The sequence below is a fragment of the Staphylococcus sp. HMSC62D11 genome (genome assembly GCF_001839145.1).
Taxonomy (GTDB): domain Bacteria; phylum Bacillota; class Bacilli; order Staphylococcales; family Staphylococcaceae; genus Staphylococcus; species Staphylococcus lugdunensis.
Window position 1 is genome coordinate 96,720 of the sequence record NZ_KV840199.1, and the last position, 19,682, is coordinate 116,401.

The following is a 19,682-nucleotide window of genomic DNA, read 5'->3' on the forward strand; positions in this document are numbered from 1 at the left end:
GATGGTTTAACATAAATCATCTTTGTGCTTCTTTATTTACAACAATATTTCGTATTGTTGGCTCGCATTCTTAGAGGACAACTTCGACACCCCAGCTTGCGTTGTACGTAGAAATGCTTTTCGCATTCCTCTTTGCTGGGGCCCCCACCCCAGCTTGCGTTGTACGTAGAAGTGCTTATCGTATTCCTCGTTGCTTGGCCCTCATCCCAGCTTGCTTTGTTAGTAAAAACTGATTTTGCCAGTTTTTATGTCTGCAAATAAGATTGTAGAAATCATAGTGGAAGAAAAGAATCAGGCGCTGGAACTCTAATCACTTACATGTATATCCCAACATGTTTTTCTAATTTTTTACTGGGTGCTGGTACCATTGTTTTAAATATTGATAGAGTACTTCACTATATGTTTGCAATTCTGTCGCAGTAATTTTTTCATCTACACTATGCGCTTCGGTCAAACTTCCGGGACCATATAAAATTGTTGGTATACCAAAGTGTGCTGTCCAACCACCGTCTGTAACTGTCGTACTCATACCATGTTCTAAAGGTTTATGGTGTACAAGTTCATGTGCCTGTTGCAAAGCTTTAAATCCTGGATGGGTCGTTGGGATTTCAAAACTTGGAAAAATCTCTCCTTTATCTTCAATCATTGATGCACCACCCCATTCAAAGGACAATGGATGATCTTTCAACCAAATATCAGCTGCAGCTACTTGGTTTAAATATGTTTCAATTTCTGCAATAACATCTTCATAGCATTCATTAGGTAAATAGTGTACCGTAATCCATAAACGACATTCATCAGCAATAAAAGCAGGATGTCGGCCTCCTTCAATAACAGCAGGATTTATTGTATTTGCGCCAGGTGGCATTCCTGGACTCGATTTCATCACTGCCCAATGCCGTTCTAATTCATTTAATGCTTGAATGACTTTCATCATTTTTTCAATAGCGCTGGCACCAAATAAGCCACCACCTGCATGTATGGTTTGATGACGTGCGCCATCGTGTATTGTGTGCTTACTTTTAACTGTAATCCAGCCTGTAATCACGCCACCTTGACCTAACGCCATATTATCACTCGTATCTAAGACTAATGCTAAGTCGGCTTTAGGTCCGATTTCACAAGCACGCTTTGTCCCTGCTTCACCAACCTCTTCCCCAACTACAGAATGAACAATAATATCACCTTGAGGGAGACGTCCTTCTTGATGTAATCGCTCTAAGACATAAAATAAAGCAGCCATGCCACCTTTCATGTCACTAACACCACGACCATAGAGCCAGTCGTTAACATGCGTTAATTCAAATGGCGGATAGTTCCACTCACAATCATCATCGACAGAAGCCACATCCACATGTCCATTTAAAATTAACTTTGGTGCTGTTGGATCCTCACCTTTTAACGTGGCTACAATAATACTGTCATTAGGATAAAGTACCTCACGTTGAATTGTAAAACCTAAATCCTCAAGCAAGCGTTGAATATCATCTTGCAAAGGATTTGTATTACGTCCAGGAGGGCTTTCTGTATTATATTTCACCAATAATTCTAACAAGTCGAATAATCTTTGTTCCAATATTGTCATCACCCTTCATTACTTAGAAATTAGGTTATTCTATAATATCAGTGTAACATTCCCCAAGACATGGTTAGCAACTGAATAAGTTAAACTTAATTTGATGTCAGAGCTTTAATCATTACCATAAACTGCATCGATTATTTTTAAAATTCCGATAGTTCATTAAAGCCTTGGCTTATATTTTACGAAAATATTTCTATACTGGTCGTATAGTAATTTGATTTACATTGACATGTGGCGGTTGCGTTATGGCATAACGTATACTTTCAGCTATGTCATAGGTCTCTAGCTTTTTGCGGCCTCCAAAATCACTCTGTTCAGTCATTGGCGTATCAACCATACCTGGTAAAATACTAGTCACTTTAATGCCTGTACGTGCTAAATCTTTTTCTAACCCTCGACTAATCATCTGGACAGCAGCTTTTGTTGCACTATACACAGTACTATCTTTAGTTACCTCTTCAGCACTAATAGATGCTAAATTAATAATATGTCCCTCTTTGTATTGCTGAAAATGTGGTAAAACTGCATTAATAGCATACAAAGTACCCTTTAGATTCGTGTCAATCATTGCATCCCAATCCTCAACTTGATGACTTGTGATTTGTGAACTTAAACTTAAACCTGCACTGTTAACAAGAATATCCACTCGACCAAAGTACTCAATCGCTTTAGCAATTAGTGCTTCTACCTCCTGACGTTGAGTCATATCTATTTCTACTATTAAGCGTTCATATTTACGCATATGCATAGCCACTTGATTTAATCTTTTTCTATTGCGTCCTGCTAATACAACTCTGAATCCCATGCTATGCATCGCTTTAGCAATTTCTTTACCAATACCACTACTTGCCCCAGTTATTACAGCAACACGTCCTACGATATTATCCATTTATAACTACATCCTTTTCTTTTTGGCTTAGTATCTTTATAACCACTGTTGTTAAAACTAAAACAACTTACAAATTCCATTTGTAAAATATAATATTAAGGTATAAAGTGGAAGTATGTCTAATTAAAATGGGTTTATAGAAAGGGAGATAATGATGACTTATCATGATCGTGTCATGAAATTAAGAGCAAAAAAGAAACGCATGGGATTCAGTTTTCGTTTTGAAGACTTATTTAGTGAAGAAGAATTACTGAATATGACGGTAGCACAACGTAAAACAGCCGAAAAAAAGTTTATTCGTGAAATTGATAACATGCATGATGTTCGTATGCCCTTTAGCAGTCAAGATGGCTTCAAAAATAAACTTTATAATTTAGAGTATCAATATAATGAGGTTAAAAAGAATTTTAAAGTTGTTTAATACTAAAAGCCCACAACCAGTACGCATTGGTTTGTGGGCTTTCCAGAGATTATTCAATGTTATTGGGGTATATATGATGCCCTTGATGTTCGCCAGGAAGGGCATACGATACTTGGGTCAAAAAAGTCGAGTTCTTTTTTAGGGGCTGTCTTGATTAACTAGGTACAACTTCCTTGTGTTCAAGACCATATTGATATAATCGTTCTGCATCGATATATGGCATAGAGTCGATAGTGATGTAACCATCTCTAATATCACCAATTAATCCTTGGTTTACGCCTGTATGCACATGAATTTTATAACTGCTTTCATTTGAAAAAATAACTTGTTCAATTACTTTTCGCATCAGTTATCACTCCAATTACTTATTCCTTACATCTACTATAATACGCTCTTTTTTTATTTTTTAAAGTAATATGTGATGTATTTCACAAATTAGTCATTTATCTTAAAATTCACTTTATTTGTATATTTCAACTAATTTGAAGCTGCTTAAATTTGAGGTAAACCGACTGTAATTGTGAACAATTTATTGATGTATTGCCTTATTAAAATACGCATTGGCAGTTTCACCAATTGTTTCTGATAGCGCTGGATGAGGTTGAATCATAGCAGCTAAGTCTTCAAGTTGACCATGTGCAGCTCGCATAGCTGACATTTGCCCGACCACATCCGTAGCATTAGGACCCGCAGCAAAAATACCTAAAATATGGTGCGTGGCTTTATCAATAACCATTTTTATTACACCATTTGTTTCCCCCTTTATTAAAGCTTTCGGCGCTTCTTTAAAGTTTGATTGTGTCACTTTTACGTCATAACCTTGAGCAATTGCTTGTGCTTCAGATAAACCTATTGACGCTGATTCAACTCGCGTATAAATACATCTTGGTATATCCTCTTGTTTCACAGGGTCGGGATTCAGTCCTGCAATTTTCTCAGCCACAACGGCACCATGTGCACTTGCTGTATGCGCCAGTTGATAACCGGCTACAAGATCTCCAATTGCATAGACATGTGGCACCGATGTTTCGTTAAACTCATTCACTTTAATTGTTTTATCTTCCATAGTTAAATTAAGAGATTCAAATGCTTGTAAATTAGGACGTCGCCCAGTTGCAAATAGTAGTGTACCATAGGGTAACTGTGAACCATTTTCTAAATAAACAGCATCAGTATCTACTTTATTGACACGCGCATGTGTAACAATCTTTACACCCTGATGATCTAATAACTTCCGTATCGACGCTTGAACATCTTTATCCTCAGAGCGCAATATATTGTCACCAGACTCTAAAATCGTTACATGAACACTTAAATCAGCCATGGCAGATGCGAGTTCTGTCGCAATGACACCACCACCGACAATCGTTATTTGTTCTGGTAAAGTGGAATGCTTAAAGAACGAATCCGTCGTTTCATAATCAATCTTATCAACACCCTCAATAGGTGGCACGAATGGTGAACTTCCAGTCGCTAATACAATATCATTGGCATGAAGTACGCGGCCATTGACTTCAACAGATAAATCACTATGAACTACCGCTTCTCCTTGTATGTAATTTACATGATTTTCATCAAAAAGATGGTGAACATTGCCAATAATCTCATCCACCACCTCATCCTTACGATGATTCATTTTGTTAATATCCAGCTCAATATGATTTGCAAAAATGCCCCAATCTTTCGCTTGATTCATTTCATAAACACGCTTGCCATGTTCAATCAACAGCTTAGATTGAATACATCCTACATTGAAACATGTGCCCCCCACACGGTCCTTTTCAATGACGGCAACCTTCATCCCTAATTGAGCAGCGCGAATACTCGCAACATAACCCCCGGGTCCAGCACCGACCACAATCAAATCAAACTGTTCAACCATCATCTAAACCCCTTTCACAATGTGTGTATTGTAAATTTATTGTAAACGCTTACTTCAATCCTCATCATTATCATATCGTTAAGGATTGAGACGTGCAAATGAAAACAAGAATTAAATGATTAGTATAAATAAATGATGAAACTTACTTCACTTTTAGCCATTCACTAAGAATTTCTAAATTATAAAGAGAGCGGTTAGAATTCATTGTGAATTCGTATTCCCGCCCCTGCATGGTTGACTTGAATTGAAAAAACTTGGGATAAGCATATTTTTAATCCCGTCAACTACTGCCAATATAGAGTTCAGAGCCTAAAAAAATTATGCCCTAGCCCCCCCCTTATTATGATTCAACTTTAATATTTTAATGTTTGGAATAGCTGTTTATAGTTAGCGATGGCTTGAGTTTCCCTTAGTTGGTTTTTGGTCTGAACTTGTGAAAGAGGTTCTTTAACAATATCTGCCATTCTTTGGGCGAAGGCATCAATGTTGTTTGGTTCTACAAGATAACCGTTTGCGCCATCGTCGATAATTTCTGCTGGACCATATCGGACATCATATGAAATCACTGGGCAGCCTACTTCAATACTCTCCATAACGGTAAGTCCAAATCCCTCATATGCACTTGTGAGTAATGACGCTTTTGATTTTCTAAATTCGTCTAATGGATTTGATGTAAAATCATGAATTGTCACTTTATCTTGTATACCAAAATCATTAATTAAATCAAGCATCAGTTGCTTTTGTTTGTCTTCATCTGCACCAAACACGTCAAGTCTCGTGCCATAACCATAACTTAAGAAACGGTGATAAGCCTTAATCAGATGGTCAACTTGCTTTTGTAAACTTAATCTACCTATAAAGATAAAACGATCTTGTTGCTGGATACTATCATGTTGAGGATAAGGTTGAATAAAATGCGGTAAAACTGTAATTTGTTGTTCACTAATGTCAAACGTACTTTGGATATCGCGCTTTTGCATCTCTGTTAACAAGACATACTGCGCAACATTTTCTGAATGCTCTAATGCAAACCGATATGACCGATTTATTTGCTGTCCTTCTAAATGACTATTATGAAATACTAAAACATTTTTCGTCTTATGTGTTTGTTTGAGTAATGGCATATCTAACAATCTTGCATCATTAAAGACAATATCACCGTCTTGGAAGCGCTGTTGAAAGTAATATTGGAATAATTCTTTTTCTGACTTAAAAGCACGATAAAATAAATTATTTTTATAAATTTGAATAAAATCAATGCGTTTTGCAACTGTAGAATCAAAAAATTTACGGCAATACACGTTACCTGTTTGATCGATATATTCTTCCATTATTTTACGAAATGTTTGTCGTGAATAAAATGTTTTCCGATGCATCTGTCCATATTGATTAAACTCTCTGCGTTCAATTTTCTTTTTAGAAATTGGAGACATGACATCTTCAAATTGCACAATATCTGTGTTTTCATAATATTTTCGATATAAAACATACGTTTTTTCATTGTAATAACGCACCACATTGCCATCGTCAGATACTTTATAAGTTAGCCCTTCAATATCACGATTTGTTTCATGATATATGGTCTTTTTTCTAAATTTTGTTGTAGGTATATTTAATAATTTAAAGCCAGATAACCAATCATACATATTTTCAAAAGTTGTAGACGGCGTTACTGTACCTTCTTCTCTAAATTGATGATATACCTCTAAATAATTAGCATTATAATTGGTTGTATAAATTTTATTTTGAATTCCTAGGTGTTGATCTAATAGGCGTATTCGACTCAATAATGCCTTAGTTCTTCCACCGTGTACGGGTGGTAATATACTTGTTACCGTGTTAATCATATATACATCTTCACCTTTAACATCCCTTTATATTTAGTCAATATTAATCCATTATATACTTTTTGTTCTTCTAAATATACAGCAAACAATAAAATCGCCTCCATAAATAATGACTTAGAATATTTCAAAATTCTATTTTTCTGTTTATAATTAATGTGATTGAGTTTACATTTCAAATGAGGATGTATGTTTTTTAAATAGAAGAATGAACGTATAAATATAGAAAAGGATGTCGTCGAAATGAACAAAGACCAATGGATTGCTAAAGCCAAAGAAAGTTTAACGCATACTTTCTACGAACAGCAATCAGCTGAAGAACAAGATGAAGGATTTGATACTACGCTTGCCTTTGGTACTGCTGGTATTAGAGGGAAATTCGGTCTAGGGGAAGGCCGTTTGAATAAATTTACAGTCAATAAAGTGGCTATCGGACTATCACGTTTTCTGCTAAAACAGCACAAAGCACCGTCTGCGGTCATACATTATGATACAAGACATTTATCACCAGAATTTGCTCAAATCATAGCAAATGTTCTCGCAAGTCATGATATCACTGTTTACTTATCAGACACCTATCGCACTACACCAGATTTATCATATGCCGTCAGATATTTAGAAGCAGATGCTGGCGTCATGATTACAGCAAGCCATAACCCTAAAGACTATAACGGTATTAAAGTTTATGGTGCTGATGGTGGGCAGTTATCTACCGAACCTTCTAATAAACTTAGTAACATCATAGCGCAACTGGGTGATCCACTCTCACTCAATACTTATGAAGACATTGGAAATAAAACAGAGAATATTTATGCTGTACCAACTGAGGTGCGTAACCATTACTTTAATGATGTTCAACGACTCGTAGGTAATATTCCATCATCAGATTTAAAGGTCGTCTTTACAAGTTTACACGGTACGAGTGTCCCTGTTGTCCCAAATATTTTGGATGAACTTCACTTTACGAATTACAAGTTAGTAGAAGCACAATGCCAACCAGATGCGGAGTTCAGCTCAGTGACAAGTGCAAACCCAGAGGATCATAAGTCCTTTGACCAAGCAGTGTCATTAGCTCAAGAAACGAACGCAGATTTACTGATTTGTACAGATCCAGATGCTGATCGCTTAGGAATTGCTGAACGTGACGAAGCTGGTCATATACATTATTATAATGGCAATCAAATTGGTGCTTTACTGTTAAATTATCGTATCAAGCAAACAGCAAAGATGACAAATCGTCTAATGATACAATCGATTGTCAGCAGCGAACTCAATGTGCGCCTAGCGCAGCATAACCATATCAACACTCGTCAAGTACTCACAGGCTTTAAATATATTGCCCAGGAAATCAGGCAGCTACCAGCTGATGAACACTTTATATTTGGATATGAAGAAAGTTATGGTTACCTAGCTGGTGACTTTGTACGCGATAAAGATGCAGTACAAATCGTCCCTTTGATTATTAAATATGCATCCCAATTGAAAAACGAAGGTAAAATGTTAAAAGATGTATTAAACCAAATTTATGAAACGGTTGGATATCACCATGATAAGTTGTTTTCTCATACCTTTGAAGGCACTGCTGGCAAACAAAAAATTCATGCACTTATGACAACCTTTAGACAACATACACCTCATCATATAGCAGGTCTAAAAGTTACAGCCATTGAAGATTTTGAAAAAGGAGAAAAAATCAATCTCGTATCACAAACCACATCGCCTATAACATTACCGACAGCTAACGTCATTAAAATTTATTTTAATGACGGCTTTATCGCATTACGCCCATCCGGCACAGAACCTAAAATCAAACTCTATGTATCTTTAAGTGTCGACCACTTTGAACAAACTGCACAAGCAATCAATCAAGCCGTTTTTAAATAATTTACTACAATCTCGCCTATGTAAAAGGTTGAATAACAACACCTACGTCTATATATTGGAACCAAGACGTAGGTGCTGTTATAATTCTTGTTTAAATTGTCATTCTATAACTTTAAATGACTAGAACAATGTGTTTACTAACTTTTTAATTATATGAGGTGCATAAGAATGAACAATTTTAGAGAGACATTAAAAGCAATAGGTTGGTGGGATTTAATCTTCCTTATACCAATGTTTCTCCTATTGAGCTACTTACCAATTTATAATGTTTTTAGCATAATATTAAACGTTATTATTGTATTCTTCTTTGCCATGGGACTGATTTTAACTACACATATCTTATGGGACTACTTTAAATCCAGACGTTAGTTCAAAACGTTTTAAATATATGACAAATGTAACCTATGGTCATCTCATTAAATATTATTTTAAGTCACTTTATATCCCCCAAAATAAATGGTGGTTGTGCTTCATATTTTTCCTTGTCTAAATGTTCTTTTTTAATGATTTCATCTGCTCCTATTTTGTTTTTAGCCTCTTCCTCTTTAAATAATTTTCCAAGTATTTTGGGGTTATACCCTACTTCTTTAGTGAATTTAAATTCATTAACTGAAGAAATCAGTATTTTAAAGTAATATTTCTTATTTCCATTGATATAGCCATGGACAAAGTAATCATCCATTGGATTTTTTGTAAAACTCGTGACTTTCATTGAATGATATTCTTTAAGATTGTGTTTAAAGTACAAATCAATCCGCTTCTACTGTACTTCTATGTAATGATCTTTTTGACGTTTATGTAGTAAAAAGATTGAAAAGCTGATAACTAGCAGTATAAAAAGCAAAACCAAAGCCATTCTTTTTCTTGAATTCATTATGCCCCACCTTTCCAGTATTTCCGCTTATTTTAAATAGTATTTTATTAGTAGAATTTATCAATGCTTTAAATTATTTGTTTAATTTCATTTTAATATTTCATTCACTTTAAATTCTATTATATTACTGTATATAATGCTAATATAATTAAAACTATGGCCCAGGTGAACAACTATGACAATCAATTTAATACATAATAATAAAGAACACTTCACTTTTTTGTTAAGTTAAACAATAAGTGAAGTGCTCGTTTAGTGTTATCAATATTTTTGAATTATCGAGTTTATAAATTTAAATCTTTAATAAACTGTGTTAATTCTTCTTTCATTTCTTGATCTTTGAGGGCATATTCTATCGTTGTTTTAACAAACCCAAGTTTTTCTCCAACATCGTAGCGATCACCTTCAAAATCGTATGCATATACTTGATCATCTTTGTTTAGGCGTTCGATAGCATCTGTCAATTGTATTTCATTTCCAGCGCCTCTTTTTTGTGTTTTTAGATAATCAAATATATTGGCGGTTAAGACGTATCGTCCCATAATAGCTAAATTTGACGGTGCAGTACCTTGTGCTGGTTTTTCAACGAATTGTTTTACTTCATAACGACGACCATGTTTCTCTAAAGGATCTATGATGCCATAACGGTGTGTGTCTGATTCTGCTACTTCTTGCACACCAATAACGGACTTACCAGTCTCATCATACGCATCCATTAGTTGTTTGATTGCTGGTGTATCTGATTCTACTATGTCATCACCTAATAATACCGCAAATGGCTCATCACCTATAAATTGTCGCGCTGAATAAATCGCATGTCCTAAACCTTTTTGTTCTTTTTGTCTCACATAAAAAATATTAGCTAAATCCGTAGAATATTGGACTTTTTTTAGTAATTCTGTTTTCCCTTTTTCTTCTAATACCATTTCCAATTCTTTTTGATTGTCAAAATGGTCTTCGATGGCACGTTTATGTTTCCCAGTCACGATAATAATATCTTCAATTCCCGCACGTGACGCTTCTTCAACGATATATTGAATCGTTGGTTTATCTAAAATGGGTAACATCTCTTTAGGCATCGCTTTTGTTGCTGGCAAGAAACGTGTCCCTAATCCAGCAGCAGGTATGATGGCTTTTTTTATTTGTTTCATATCGTTTAGTAACCCCTTTCAATTTCAGTTTAAATTTTATCATTATTTGTAGTGTATTGATAGGGATTTTAACTGATATTTCATACTACACTATATTATTGCTATGATGATATATGTTTAGACAAACAGACTTATGAACAAGATGAAAATAATTCCTGACACAGAGATTATCGTTTCTAACATTGACCATGTTAAGAAGGTTTCTTTAACAGTTAAACCAAAGTATTCTTTAAACATCCAAAAGCCAGCGTCATTTACATGTGATAAGATGACACTTCCTGCACCAATCGCTAGCACAACAAGTGCTACATTTGCGTCTGAATGTTGCAGTAAGGGTAGCACAATACCCGTTGTGGATATTGCTGCAACCGTTGCTGAACCCAATGATATTCTTAATACTGCAGCTACAATCCATGCAAGTAAAATAGGTGACATCGTTGAACCTTCAAACATTTTAGAGATGGTATCACCGACACCGCCATCAATCAGTACTTGTTTAAATGTACCTCCACCGCCAATGATTAAAATCATCATGCCAATAGGATAAATTGCATTCGTTACAGATTCCATTATGTCATTTATTTTTCTGCCACGATGTAAGCCCATTGAGAAAATAGCAAAGATAACTGCAATCAACATTGCTGTTCCTGCTGTACCTATAAAGTAAACAACAGATTCAAAACCATTAGTCGCTTTACTGTGACCTGTAATCAATTGTACGATTGTAGAAAACAACATTAACAATACAGGTAATATTGCCGTAAATATACTCAAACCAAAACTTGGCATTTCTGCTTCTGTAAATGTTTTTTGTGTACCTAATGATGAAATATCGCCAACCTTAGTATATGCAGACGGCACCATTTTTTGTGCAAGCTTATTAAAGACAGGTCCTGCAATAATCGTTACTGGAATCGCAATAATAATACCAAATAATAAGACTTGACCAATATCTGCTTTCAATTCTTTAGCGATAACCACAGGCCCTGGATGCGGTGGTAAAAATCCGTGTGTCACTGATAAAGCAGTGACCATTGGCAATCCTAATTTAAGCGCAGATACGTTTGCGCGTTTAGCAATCGTGAATACTAGCGGGATTAATAAGACTAATCCTACTTCAAAGAACAGTGCAATACCGACAATAAATGCAGCTATTAACATTGCCCATTGTACGTACTTTTGACCGAATTTGTTAATCAAAGTATCGGCAATACGGTTTGCACCGCCACCATCTGCAAGTAATTTTCCAAGCATAGCTCCGAGCCCAAATATTAACGCAATATGTCCAAGCGTACTACCCATTCCGGCTTCGATTGTCGTCATAATTTTGCTTAATGGCATCCCTAATAACATCGCAGTTATTACTGATGTAATAATTAATGCAATAAATGTATTGAGTTTCAAACCTATAATTAATCCTAGTAGAATGATAATGCCTAGGACAACACTGATTAATGGCCAAATTTCTCCAAACATGGCAATCCCCTCTTCTTTAATCATTTTTAATTTATATTCTTACGTTGAAATGCAGCTATTTCTGTATAGTGATCTTCAAGTGAACGGCTTAAGTTGATAAAGATAGATACTAATTGTTGATAAATCTGTACCGTATCCGGATTTGGCTCATGATGATGTGTTGTTCCTACCATATCTTCGATTACAGAAAAATCTTCAATCTCACCTAATGCTAATAAGCCTAAGACACATGCACCTAGACACGAACTTTCATAACTTTCTGGCACAATTAACTTAGTATCAAAAATATCCGCCATCATTTGACGCCATACTTCACTTTTCGCAAAACCACCTGTCGCTTTAATCTTATTTGGCGTTTCATTCATGACTTCTATCAAAGCTAAATACACCGTATATAAGTTGAATAATACACCTTCTAATGCTGCACGTATCATATGTTCCTTTTGATGTGATAGCGTTAAACCAAAGAAGGAGCCACGTGCATCAGCATTCCACAGCGGTGCACGCTCTCCCGCTAAATACGGATGAAAAATCAATCCCTCCGCTCCTGGTGTTACTCTGCTAGCAATTTTCGTTAACACATCATAAGGATCGACGCCTAAACGCTTTGCAGTCTCTACTTCACTGGCTAAAAGTTCATCACGTAACCAGCGCAAGATGACACCACCATTATTTACTGGACCACCAATCACATAATGATTTTCTGTCAACACATAACAGAAAATACGTCCTTTGTAATCCGTGCGTGGTTTATCAATAACCGTCCGTATTGCACCTGAAGTCCCTATTGTTACTGCAACTTCACCTTTCCGATAGCTATTCACACCTAAATTAGAAAGTACACCATCACTTGCGCCAACAATCACAGGGGTATTTTCATCTATGCCCATCAATGTTGCATAACGCTTTTTCATGCCTTTTAAAATATGCGTTGTCGATACAAGCTGAGGTAATTGATCTCTTGAAATACCTAGTAAATCAAGCACCTCATCATCCCAATCTAGCTTTTCTAAATTAAATAAGCCTGTAGCTGATGCCATCGAATGGTCGATGACAAACGTATCAAAAAGTTGGTGTAATATGTAAGATTTGATATCTAAAAAGTACGCTGTATGCTGAAATATTTCTGGTTGTTCATGTTTCATCCAAAATATTTTTGCTAGCGGCGACATCGGATGAATAGGTGTACCCGTACGTTGATAAATATTCAAACCGTGATGTTGTTTATTTAATCGTTCTGCGTAGTGACTGGCTCTATTATCCGCCCAAGTGATACTTTCAGTTAAGCGTTGGTGCGCTGCATTGACGGCTACGAGACTATGCATCTGTGCGCTAAAGGATATTAATTTAATATCTTCTTTAGCAATATCTGCCTCACGCACGACATATTTAACTGTCATTAGTACTGCATCGAATAATTCATCAGGATTTTCTTCTGAAATATCAACGTTTGGTGTATGCAGTGGATAACCAATATGATGTTTCATAATAAATTGTCCATGTTCATCGTAAAGTACTGATTTTGTGCTTGTCGTTCCAATATCGACACCAATCATATATTTCATAACGAACCCCTCTTTCTTTGTTATTTAACGTAACCAAAAGCTATCAATGTCTTTACCAACATCATCAAAGTTTAAATGAAATGCTTCACGTAACTTTACTGTATCATAAGACGCAATAGCATCTATAAAAACGCTATGATTATGATGAATGCGTTCAAAATCCTCTATATCTTGCTGCATACGTTGTCGCATAGAAAGTAGAATTAGTGCTTCCATTACCGGTTTTAAATGATGCCAAAACGTTTTTAAATATTGATGATTAGTAGCAAAAATAACTGTTTCATGAAATTTAAAATCATGTTCTGTAAATGCTTCGGCATCCTCAAATTGCACTGCAACTTTCATCATTTCAAGATGTTTGCGCATATTTTTCGCAATACTTTGAAGGTCTTTATCTTTAATTTTGGCAAAAGCAAATGATTCAAGCATAAGCCGCAAGTCATACATTTCCTTTTTCTCTAGTTCACCAAATGTTAATACTTTCGCGCCCATACGTTCTAATTGAATCAGTTGATCGGTTTGTAATAACTTAAAGGCATCACGCACTGGGGACCGACTTACGTTATACTGCTTTGCCACTTGATTTTCGGTTAACAATGTATCTGTTTGTATTGTACCTTTAACAATTTGTAAACGAATTTCGGCTGCCAGTGCTTCACCTTTCGTCATGCCTTCTTGCCAAGCAACTGGATAATGGTCAGTCATCTCATCACCTCACTTATTTTTATTACAATCTAACTTGTATACAAGTATATTAATATATCACCCTTACTTTTGCAAGCGCTTTCTTTTTGATTGCACAGCTGTATTGAACTAATCAATGATACATTTTAAGGTCATATTTTTACTTTTTAAGCATAAAAAAATCCCCCAACACTTTTTAATAAAAGTTTGGAGGATTGTATAACTGATGGACTATTTAACTTCAGCACAATAATGTGTTTCGTGACAATGTGGGCAAGAGAGCTTACGTGTATGCATCGTATGTCGCGCTTTAATAAATGACCACATTCCTGGTTTAAAGCGTGTGTGACAATTTGGGCATAAATAATAAATATAGTGTCGATAAAAATATACAATACCTATCCCATAAATCACCAACAATGGTAGAACTTTGACAAATGGTAGCGCGCTGCGGTGTATAATACTAATAACAATACTTGTGTATTGAATAACCCCTATCACACCCGCACTTAACCATAGACGTCGATAAAAAGATTTAAGTTGTTTTGATTTTGTCATCATTAGATGAATGTCTGTAAATTCTTCTATTGGAGAAGTAGAATGTTGTGCAATCATCCTTTGTAATTGATTAATTGTATCGACAGTGCGTTTTGCATCATGCATGTCTTGTTCTAAGTTCTCTTTCTTCAATTGTAATATCAGTTTCAAAGATTTTAGTTGTTGATCGTCATTTAATAATTTCTTAATGTCATCAAGCGACAGTTCTAACTCTTTCAACAATAAGATTAATTTCAAACGTTTTAAACTTTGTTCATTGTACATACGTCGTTGTCCATCCGTTGTACTTGCAGGTAGCAATAAACCTTTTTTGTGATAATACTGTAATGTACGCACTGTAATATTAAATTGCTGTGCTACTTCTCCGATACTATATTGAGACATTCAAGTCACCTCCTACCGTTAACGTACGCTATGACCTTACGTCACGTGCAAGCTTTTTTTAAAAATTTTTAAAAATTTTAGACATACGGCAGTCTTAAAACCCACTTATGAAGCTACCCATGCTTTTATTTGATCGACAATACCTTTCGTATCATCTTCTTGAGATTCTAGGACCGTAGGAAAATCTAAATGACCGATACCAGGGTAAACAACTTCAACTGCAGTACCACCAAACTCTTGATATTTTAGTAGCGTTTCATGCGAATCAGTATAAGGAATAATTTCGTCATCTTCTCCAGATATAAATAGCAGTTTAGGAAATTGCTCAATCTCTTCAATGTCTGGTAAATAGTCCGCTTTAATTGAATATTCAATATCCGTTAATATCGTTTTTACTGGTGCTAAAAAGGAAAATATATCTTTAGCACTTTCAGTTTTGGCATAAACTGTTTTATCTAATATATACTGTGGCAAGTTTTTTATTGCTGCCATTTCATCCTTTAAATGTTCACGCTTACTATCACCTGAAAATAATCGCGACAGCATACTGGTATTCGGGGTTATCCGCGCTGCACTATTTAAATAGACAAGATGTGTAATTGGTAATGTATTAAATTTAAGTAGTCGTGTCGCTATCATGCCACCCATTGAATAGCCTAGCAACATCATCTTTTTAATTCCATGCTGCTCAACCACTTGACTCAATACATCATATATCCTCTCAGAATAATCATCTAAAGTGTCTTTCGTTGTTGTTAATTCGGAACTTTCTCCTCTGCCTGGACAATTGACAAAAATCATTTGATATTCTCTGAAGTACGGCTCGAACATTGCCATAATACGGTAAGTCATCATCGCACCATGAATAAAGACAATGATGTCTGATGATGATCTATCTCCAGCAAATACGACTTCGCTTTGCTCATGATCATAATGTTTCAATGTATATTGTTCTGTCGAAAAATTCTGTTTGTTCATTCTTATAACACCTTAATTATTTTTATATTAATAGTCACTATTATAGTGAACTTCTATATAGTTAAGCATACACCAGAACATGAAATGCTTGGCGTCTTCTTTTCCATGGTCGTTTATCGTTTTGATATTTCGGAATGCATTTGTTGCATTTTTGCTTCGACGTTTGTAATTTCATTGGCGCATTCTGTTAGGCGGTCTTTGTAGTCTTCCGTATTTGCGTTATTTTTATAGCGTATTTTATGTTCTAAGCTTGCCCACATATCCATGCCAATGGTTCTAATTTGAATTTCAACTGGTGTGATTTGGACACTATCTGATAAAAATACTGGAATTGTTACAACAAGATGTAAACTACGGTAACCATTTTCTTTAGGATGTTCAACATAATCTTTACGTTTTAATAATTCAACATCTTCTTGTTGTACAAGCATACGCTCAATCTCATAAATATCTTCTAAATAATTACAGACCACACGAATGCCGGCGATATCCATGATATGTTCTTTCGCATTTTGTGCATTGACAGGCAATCCTTTGCGCTTAAGCTTTTTCACTAAACTACTCATTTCCTTTATACGACGTTCCATATGGTGAATTGGATTATGCTTATAAACATAATTAAAGTTATCATCTAAAATATCTAGCTTAGTACAAATTTCTTTTAGTGCAGATGAATAAATATGATCTAATTCAACAAAGCCAATTAATGTATTAAAGGCTTCATCGCTATTTTTAAAATTGTTAATATTGCTATTAAATTCATGTCTTAAGTCTTCTATGTAAAGTGATGGCTTTCTTTCCACGTACATATTACTTCCTCCCGTCTTCGTTACATGTCTATTATAACGAATTTTGACTTAAACATAAGGAATTAACACTGTCATCACTCACATCATTATATAATTAAGGGAGCAGGACAGCATTCATTATGAATTCTTAGTCCCGCCCCGGCAAGGTTGACTAGGATTGAAAAAAGCTGGTATTTAGCGTATTTTCAATCCAGTCAACTACTGCCAATATAGAACTCAGAGCCTGAAATATAATTATATCCCAGACTCTTAGTAATATTATTGACTATTTTTCTTATGCGTGATTACGTGGGTATTTCGATTTTCTGCAATCTTTTGTGCACGTTCTACTGCTTGCTTTTTAGTATTATAAGTTGCTGTTGCCTGCTTTGCTCCTGATGTTTTAACTTTCCATTTTTCATCCTCAAAATATACATGAACGTTGTGATCATTTAGTTGTGGTTGCGCACTATTATCTTTCTCGTGTTGTGTAATATGTTTATGCTTTAGTTGCTCTATTTCTGATTCTGTTGCATCTCGATACCATTTTTCTGCTTGCTGTGTAGCTATTGGAATTACATCATGCTCATCATAACCATCCTTAAGCATTGCATTTCCAATGTCAATCGCTTTTTTACGTTCAAGCTGCGCTAAATTCTTCCAAGAAGGCGGATAATCGCTGATTGTCCAAGGCATGATAACACTCCTTCAATAACACGTATTTAATTAATAACATACCCTATACGCCATGATATAAACCCATCAGCCTTGTTGCGTAGCACTGCCATCTTCGGCATCCGAAATGTCTTTACGCTCAGCCAAACAATTGTTTTGTAGTTTCATCAAAGCCGATTTAATGTAGTTATATTGTGGTAAATCTGAAAGTGTATTTAAGGTTAACTGACTTTGAATATCGAAATGTTTCGCGATATTTTCAAATGTTACTAAATATTCTCCTAACTGTGTATCTGAAATGGTATAGCGCTGGTGATCAGCCATTGCGCGCATTAGCATAAAGTTGATTTCTTCTAACGCATAAATACTAGGATAGTAATAATTAATTACTTCTCTATTGCTAAAAATTTCACCACTTGCTGATTGATATACTTGAATCATATTCGACATTTTAACCGATAAATCCACACTTTCTGTACGTGTATACGCATCGTTGTCATAATAGTTTGCTGAAAATAAATAATGAAATACGCTAGCTTCTTTACGTACAACTTCTGCAATTGTATGAGGCAACATAGATGATGCCGTTTTACGATTTAATATTAAAATTCCTACTATAGCAATAGTAATTCCGATAATAACATCCAATATGCGTGTGTAGGCAATCTCCATCGATAAATTTCCTGAAGCTAAACCATTGAGTAAAATGACTTGCGTGGTAATAAAAATAACGGCAAAAGCATAATTTGCACCTACAAAAGCTTCGGTCATAGCTGCAGCTGCCCCCATTAAAATAACGGCAATCATCGTATGAGGATGGAAATAAAGAATACCGGATAATAACAAAGCCCCAAGAATTGTTCCAATGCCACGAGCGAATGCACGGTCAAACATTCGAACAGTTGTCATACCAAGCATGACTGTATGAGCTGAAATTACAATCCAATATGACTTTTGAATATTAAATGCTAATGCCACGAAGATAGCAACTGCCATAACAAGCGCATAAATACAAGTGTTTTTAAAAACAAATGAATCAAGTGTTAAATTCTGAATAATACGTTTACTGTATAGTGGTTGACGGACCTTGGCCTCATGTTCAAGTTGCGTGTCTTGAGCATGAACTAACGCATCTATTTTTAAAATATGCTGTTCTAAATTATCGAATGTATTATCAATATCGACAGTTTTTGACCATAATTGCTGCTTTTCTCCTTTGCTAGTAGCATTATGTACAATCATTTCAACCATTTGAATTAAGTCTTGTGGCAAAGGGCGCACTTGGTTCTCATGTAATTCAAGTAATTCTGAATAAATACCTTGTGCTGTAGTATGTAAGAGTAATAACTTTTGAAAACGCGCGCTATATTTATCATGATGATTAGCTGCTGATGTGATTAAAAGTTTATCTGAATTATTAAAAGTTGCTACCGCAGATTGTGTTGCTTGTTTAAACGCATCGGGATTATCATAGTGATGCATTAAGTGTTGAATCATTTGGAAGTCCGCTTTAATTGCTTGGTCTTCAGGCTTTTCTTTGGTAAGACATATCGTAATTAAGACAACAATTGTTGCTAGTAATCCCCCAACTAACATTGCTAAACCTCTCACCCAAAAACTAGCCGGATCGACAGGCAAGTTACTAGATAAGGCAAATGTTACGATAAAGAATGTTGATGATGGCCCAGCGATTTTTAAAGCATTAAACATATAATACGGTATGACAGTAACAATAAGTAGTAAAAGCCCATACAACACAGGTTGTATAACAGTTAATGTGCCTAGCATCATACAGGTGGTAAAGGATAAAGAACAAACAATAACCGTTCTAATCATAGACTTTGCTGCACCTTTAAAAACATAAATATGAGATAATGTGCCTGTTGCCACCAGAATTCCAAGACTAAAGTAACCCATAAAGTAACCTATGAATGCTGGAATAATCATTAACAATCCTTGTCGTAAGCCTTTAAGATAATCTATTTTGTCTTTATTTATTTGGCTTAGCGATGTGAACAATGAAGTCACCTTTATCTCTCCTTTCTAT

The 19,682-nt window shown here is 35.3% G+C and carries 18 protein-coding genes; 3 read left to right on the forward strand and 15 right to left on the reverse strand.

The features are described 5' to 3' along the window. Positions 1-340 precede the first annotated feature (340 nt). Both HMPREF3267_RS10710 and HMPREF3267_RS10715 read right to left on the reverse strand, forming a co-directional pair. The gene (locus HMPREF3267_RS10710; protein WP_371106721.1) at positions 341-1,585 is read right to left on the reverse strand and encodes an acetylornithine deacetylase; all 1,245 of its coding nucleotides are present in this window, start codon (positions 1,583-1,585) and stop codon (positions 341-343) included. A gap of 190 nt (positions 1,586-1,775) precedes the next feature. Further along, positions 1,776-2,471 (reverse strand): SDR family oxidoreductase, encoded by a 696-nt coding sequence (locus tag HMPREF3267_RS10715; protein WP_002478651.1) that lies wholly within the window; start codon positions 2,469-2,471, stop codon positions 1,776-1,778. 154 nt (positions 2,472-2,625) lie between these two features. Between HMPREF3267_RS10715 and HMPREF3267_RS10720 the strand changes: the two genes are divergently transcribed. Then, positions 2,626-2,892, forward strand: a complete 267-nt coding sequence (locus tag HMPREF3267_RS10720) for a DUF1413 domain-containing protein (protein WP_062078085.1) — start codon at positions 2,626-2,628, stop codon at positions 2,890-2,892. A gap of 154 nt (positions 2,893-3,046) precedes the next feature. Here HMPREF3267_RS10720 and HMPREF3267_RS10725 read toward each other — a convergent pair whose 3' ends face one another. The 3 genes from HMPREF3267_RS10725 to HMPREF3267_RS10735 form a co-directional block, all read right to left on the reverse strand. Continuing rightward, complete coding sequence (locus HMPREF3267_RS10725) at positions 3,047-3,238, reverse strand: hypothetical protein (RefSeq protein WP_002460385.1); 192 nt, start codon at positions 3,236-3,238, stop codon at positions 3,047-3,049. Positions 3,239-3,421: 183 nt separating this feature from the next. Beyond that, positions 3,422-4,774, reverse strand: a complete 1,353-nt coding sequence (gene lpdA, locus HMPREF3267_RS10730; RefSeq protein WP_002492495.1) for a dihydrolipoyl dehydrogenase — start codon at positions 4,772-4,774, stop codon at positions 3,422-3,424. Positions 4,775-5,127: 353 nt separating this feature from the next. Beyond that, positions 5,128-6,621, reverse strand: a complete 1,494-nt coding sequence (locus tag HMPREF3267_RS10735) for a glycosyltransferase (protein ID WP_062078087.1) — start codon at positions 6,619-6,621, stop codon at positions 5,128-5,130. A 240-nt stretch (positions 6,622-6,861) separates the two neighbouring features. On the opposite strand from HMPREF3267_RS10735, the gene HMPREF3267_RS10740 reads away from it, so the two are divergent. Then, positions 6,862-8,502: a phospho-sugar mutase gene (locus HMPREF3267_RS10740; RefSeq protein ID WP_062078089.1), complete on the forward strand. Its 1,641-nt coding sequence runs from the start codon at positions 6,862-6,864 to the stop codon at positions 8,500-8,502. 168 nt (positions 8,503-8,670) lie between these two features. Beyond that, complete coding sequence (locus HMPREF3267_RS12810; RefSeq protein ID WP_002478646.1) at positions 8,671-8,871, forward strand: DUF6007 family protein; 201 nt, start codon at positions 8,671-8,673, stop codon at positions 8,869-8,871. 64 nt (positions 8,872-8,935) lie between these two features. On the opposite strand, the gene HMPREF3267_RS10745 is transcribed toward HMPREF3267_RS12810, so the two are convergent. The 10 genes from HMPREF3267_RS10745 to HMPREF3267_RS10790 all read right to left on the reverse strand — a co-directional run bounded on the left by HMPREF3267_RS10745 (position 8,936) and on the right by HMPREF3267_RS10790 (position 19,663). After that, positions 8,936-9,250 carry a DUF1433 domain-containing protein gene (locus HMPREF3267_RS10745; RefSeq protein ID WP_081095649.1) on the reverse strand — a complete coding sequence of 105 codons (315 nt, stop codon included), beginning with the start codon at positions 9,248-9,250 and terminating at the stop codon, positions 8,936-8,938. Positions 9,251-9,660: 410 nt separating this feature from the next. Beyond that, the gene (gene galU / locus HMPREF3267_RS10750; protein WP_002460395.1) at positions 9,661-10,527 is read right to left on the reverse strand and encodes a UTP--glucose-1-phosphate uridylyltransferase GalU; all 867 of its coding nucleotides are present in this window, start codon (positions 10,525-10,527) and stop codon (positions 9,661-9,663) included. Positions 10,528-10,644: 117 nt separating this feature from the next. Next, the gene (locus HMPREF3267_RS10755; RefSeq protein WP_002478644.1) at positions 10,645-12,003 is read right to left on the reverse strand and encodes a gluconate:H+ symporter; all 1,359 of its coding nucleotides are present in this window, start codon (positions 12,001-12,003) and stop codon (positions 10,645-10,647) included. 26 nt (positions 12,004-12,029) lie between these two features. After that, the gene (gene gntK / locus HMPREF3267_RS10760) at positions 12,030-13,568 is read right to left on the reverse strand and encodes a gluconokinase (protein ID WP_002478643.1); all 1,539 of its coding nucleotides are present in this window, start codon (positions 13,566-13,568) and stop codon (positions 12,030-12,032) included. 24 nt (positions 13,569-13,592) lie between these two features. Next, complete coding sequence (locus HMPREF3267_RS10765) at positions 13,593-14,273, reverse strand: GntR family transcriptional regulator (RefSeq protein ID WP_062078091.1); 681 nt, start codon at positions 14,271-14,273, stop codon at positions 13,593-13,595. 210 nt (positions 14,274-14,483) lie between these two features. After that, positions 14,484-15,194 carry a MerR family transcriptional regulator gene (locus HMPREF3267_RS10770; protein ID WP_002460401.1) on the reverse strand — a complete coding sequence of 237 codons (711 nt, stop codon included), beginning with the start codon at positions 15,192-15,194 and terminating at the stop codon, positions 14,484-14,486. A 105-nt stretch (positions 15,195-15,299) separates the two neighbouring features. Continuing rightward, positions 15,300-16,172, reverse strand: a complete 873-nt coding sequence (locus tag HMPREF3267_RS10775) for an alpha/beta fold hydrolase (RefSeq protein WP_002478642.1) — start codon at positions 16,170-16,172, stop codon at positions 15,300-15,302. A gap of 113 nt (positions 16,173-16,285) precedes the next feature. Continuing rightward, positions 16,286-16,981 carry a GTP pyrophosphokinase gene (locus HMPREF3267_RS10780; RefSeq protein WP_002460404.1) on the reverse strand — a complete coding sequence of 232 codons (696 nt, stop codon included), beginning with the start codon at positions 16,979-16,981 and terminating at the stop codon, positions 16,286-16,288. Between the two features lie 258 nt (positions 16,982-17,239). After that, positions 17,240-17,656, reverse strand: a complete 417-nt coding sequence (locus HMPREF3267_RS10785) for a DUF2188 domain-containing protein (RefSeq protein ID WP_062078093.1) — start codon at positions 17,654-17,656, stop codon at positions 17,240-17,242. 66 nt (positions 17,657-17,722) lie between these two features. Next, positions 17,723-19,663 carry an FUSC family protein gene (locus HMPREF3267_RS10790; RefSeq protein ID WP_002478640.1) on the reverse strand — a complete coding sequence of 647 codons (1,941 nt, stop codon included), beginning with the start codon at positions 19,661-19,663 and terminating at the stop codon, positions 17,723-17,725. Positions 19,664-19,682: the final 19 nt, after the last annotated feature.

Excerpts from the sequence above, each read along its gene's own strand:
- HMPREF3267_RS10710 (WP_371106721.1), bottom strand. The coding sequence starts at position 1,585 with ATGACAATATTGGAACAAAGATTATTCGACTTGTTAGAATTATTGGTG.
- HMPREF3267_RS10715 (WP_002478651.1), bottom strand. The coding sequence starts at position 2,471 with ATGGATAATATCGTAGGACGTGTTGCTGTAATAACTGGGGCAAGTAGT.
- HMPREF3267_RS10720 (WP_062078085.1), top strand. The coding sequence starts at position 2,626 with ATGACTTATCATGATCGTGTCATGAAATTAAGAGCAAAAAAGAAACGC.
- HMPREF3267_RS10725 (WP_002460385.1), bottom strand. The coding sequence starts at position 3,238 with ATGCGAAAAGTAATTGAACAAGTTATTTTTTCAAATGAAAGCAGTTAT.
- lpdA (WP_002492495.1), bottom strand. The coding sequence starts at position 4,774 with ATGGTTGAACAGTTTGATTTGATTGTGGTCGGTGCTGGACCCGGGGGT.
- HMPREF3267_RS10735 (WP_062078087.1), bottom strand. The coding sequence starts at position 6,621 with ATGATTAACACGGTAACAAGTATATTACCACCCGTACACGGTGGAAGA.
- HMPREF3267_RS10740 (WP_062078089.1), top strand. The coding sequence starts at position 6,862 with ATGAACAAAGACCAATGGATTGCTAAAGCCAAAGAAAGTTTAACGCAT.
- HMPREF3267_RS12810 (WP_002478646.1), top strand. The coding sequence starts at position 8,671 with ATGAACAATTTTAGAGAGACATTAAAAGCAATAGGTTGGTGGGATTTA.
- galU (WP_002460395.1), bottom strand. The coding sequence starts at position 10,527 with ATGAAACAAATAAAAAAAGCCATCATACCTGCTGCTGGATTAGGGACA.
- HMPREF3267_RS10755 (WP_002478644.1), bottom strand. The coding sequence starts at position 12,003 with ATGTTTGGAGAAATTTGGCCATTAATCAGTGTTGTCCTAGGCATTATC.
- gntK (WP_002478643.1), bottom strand. The coding sequence starts at position 13,568 with ATGAAATATATGATTGGTGTCGATATTGGAACGACAAGCACAAAATCA.
- HMPREF3267_RS10765 (WP_062078091.1), bottom strand. The coding sequence starts at position 14,273 with ATGACTGACCATTATCCAGTTGCTTGGCAAGAAGGCATGACGAAAGGT.
- HMPREF3267_RS10770 (WP_002460401.1), bottom strand. The coding sequence starts at position 15,194 with ATGTCTCAATATAGTATCGGAGAAGTAGCACAGCAATTTAATATTACA.
- HMPREF3267_RS10775 (WP_002478642.1), bottom strand. The coding sequence starts at position 16,172 with ATGAACAAACAGAATTTTTCGACAGAACAATATACATTGAAACATTAT.
- HMPREF3267_RS10780 (WP_002460404.1), bottom strand. The coding sequence starts at position 16,981 with ATGTACGTGGAAAGAAAGCCATCACTTTACATAGAAGACTTAAGACAT.
- HMPREF3267_RS10785 (WP_062078093.1), bottom strand. The coding sequence starts at position 17,656 with ATGCCTTGGACAATCAGCGATTATCCGCCTTCTTGGAAGAATTTAGCG.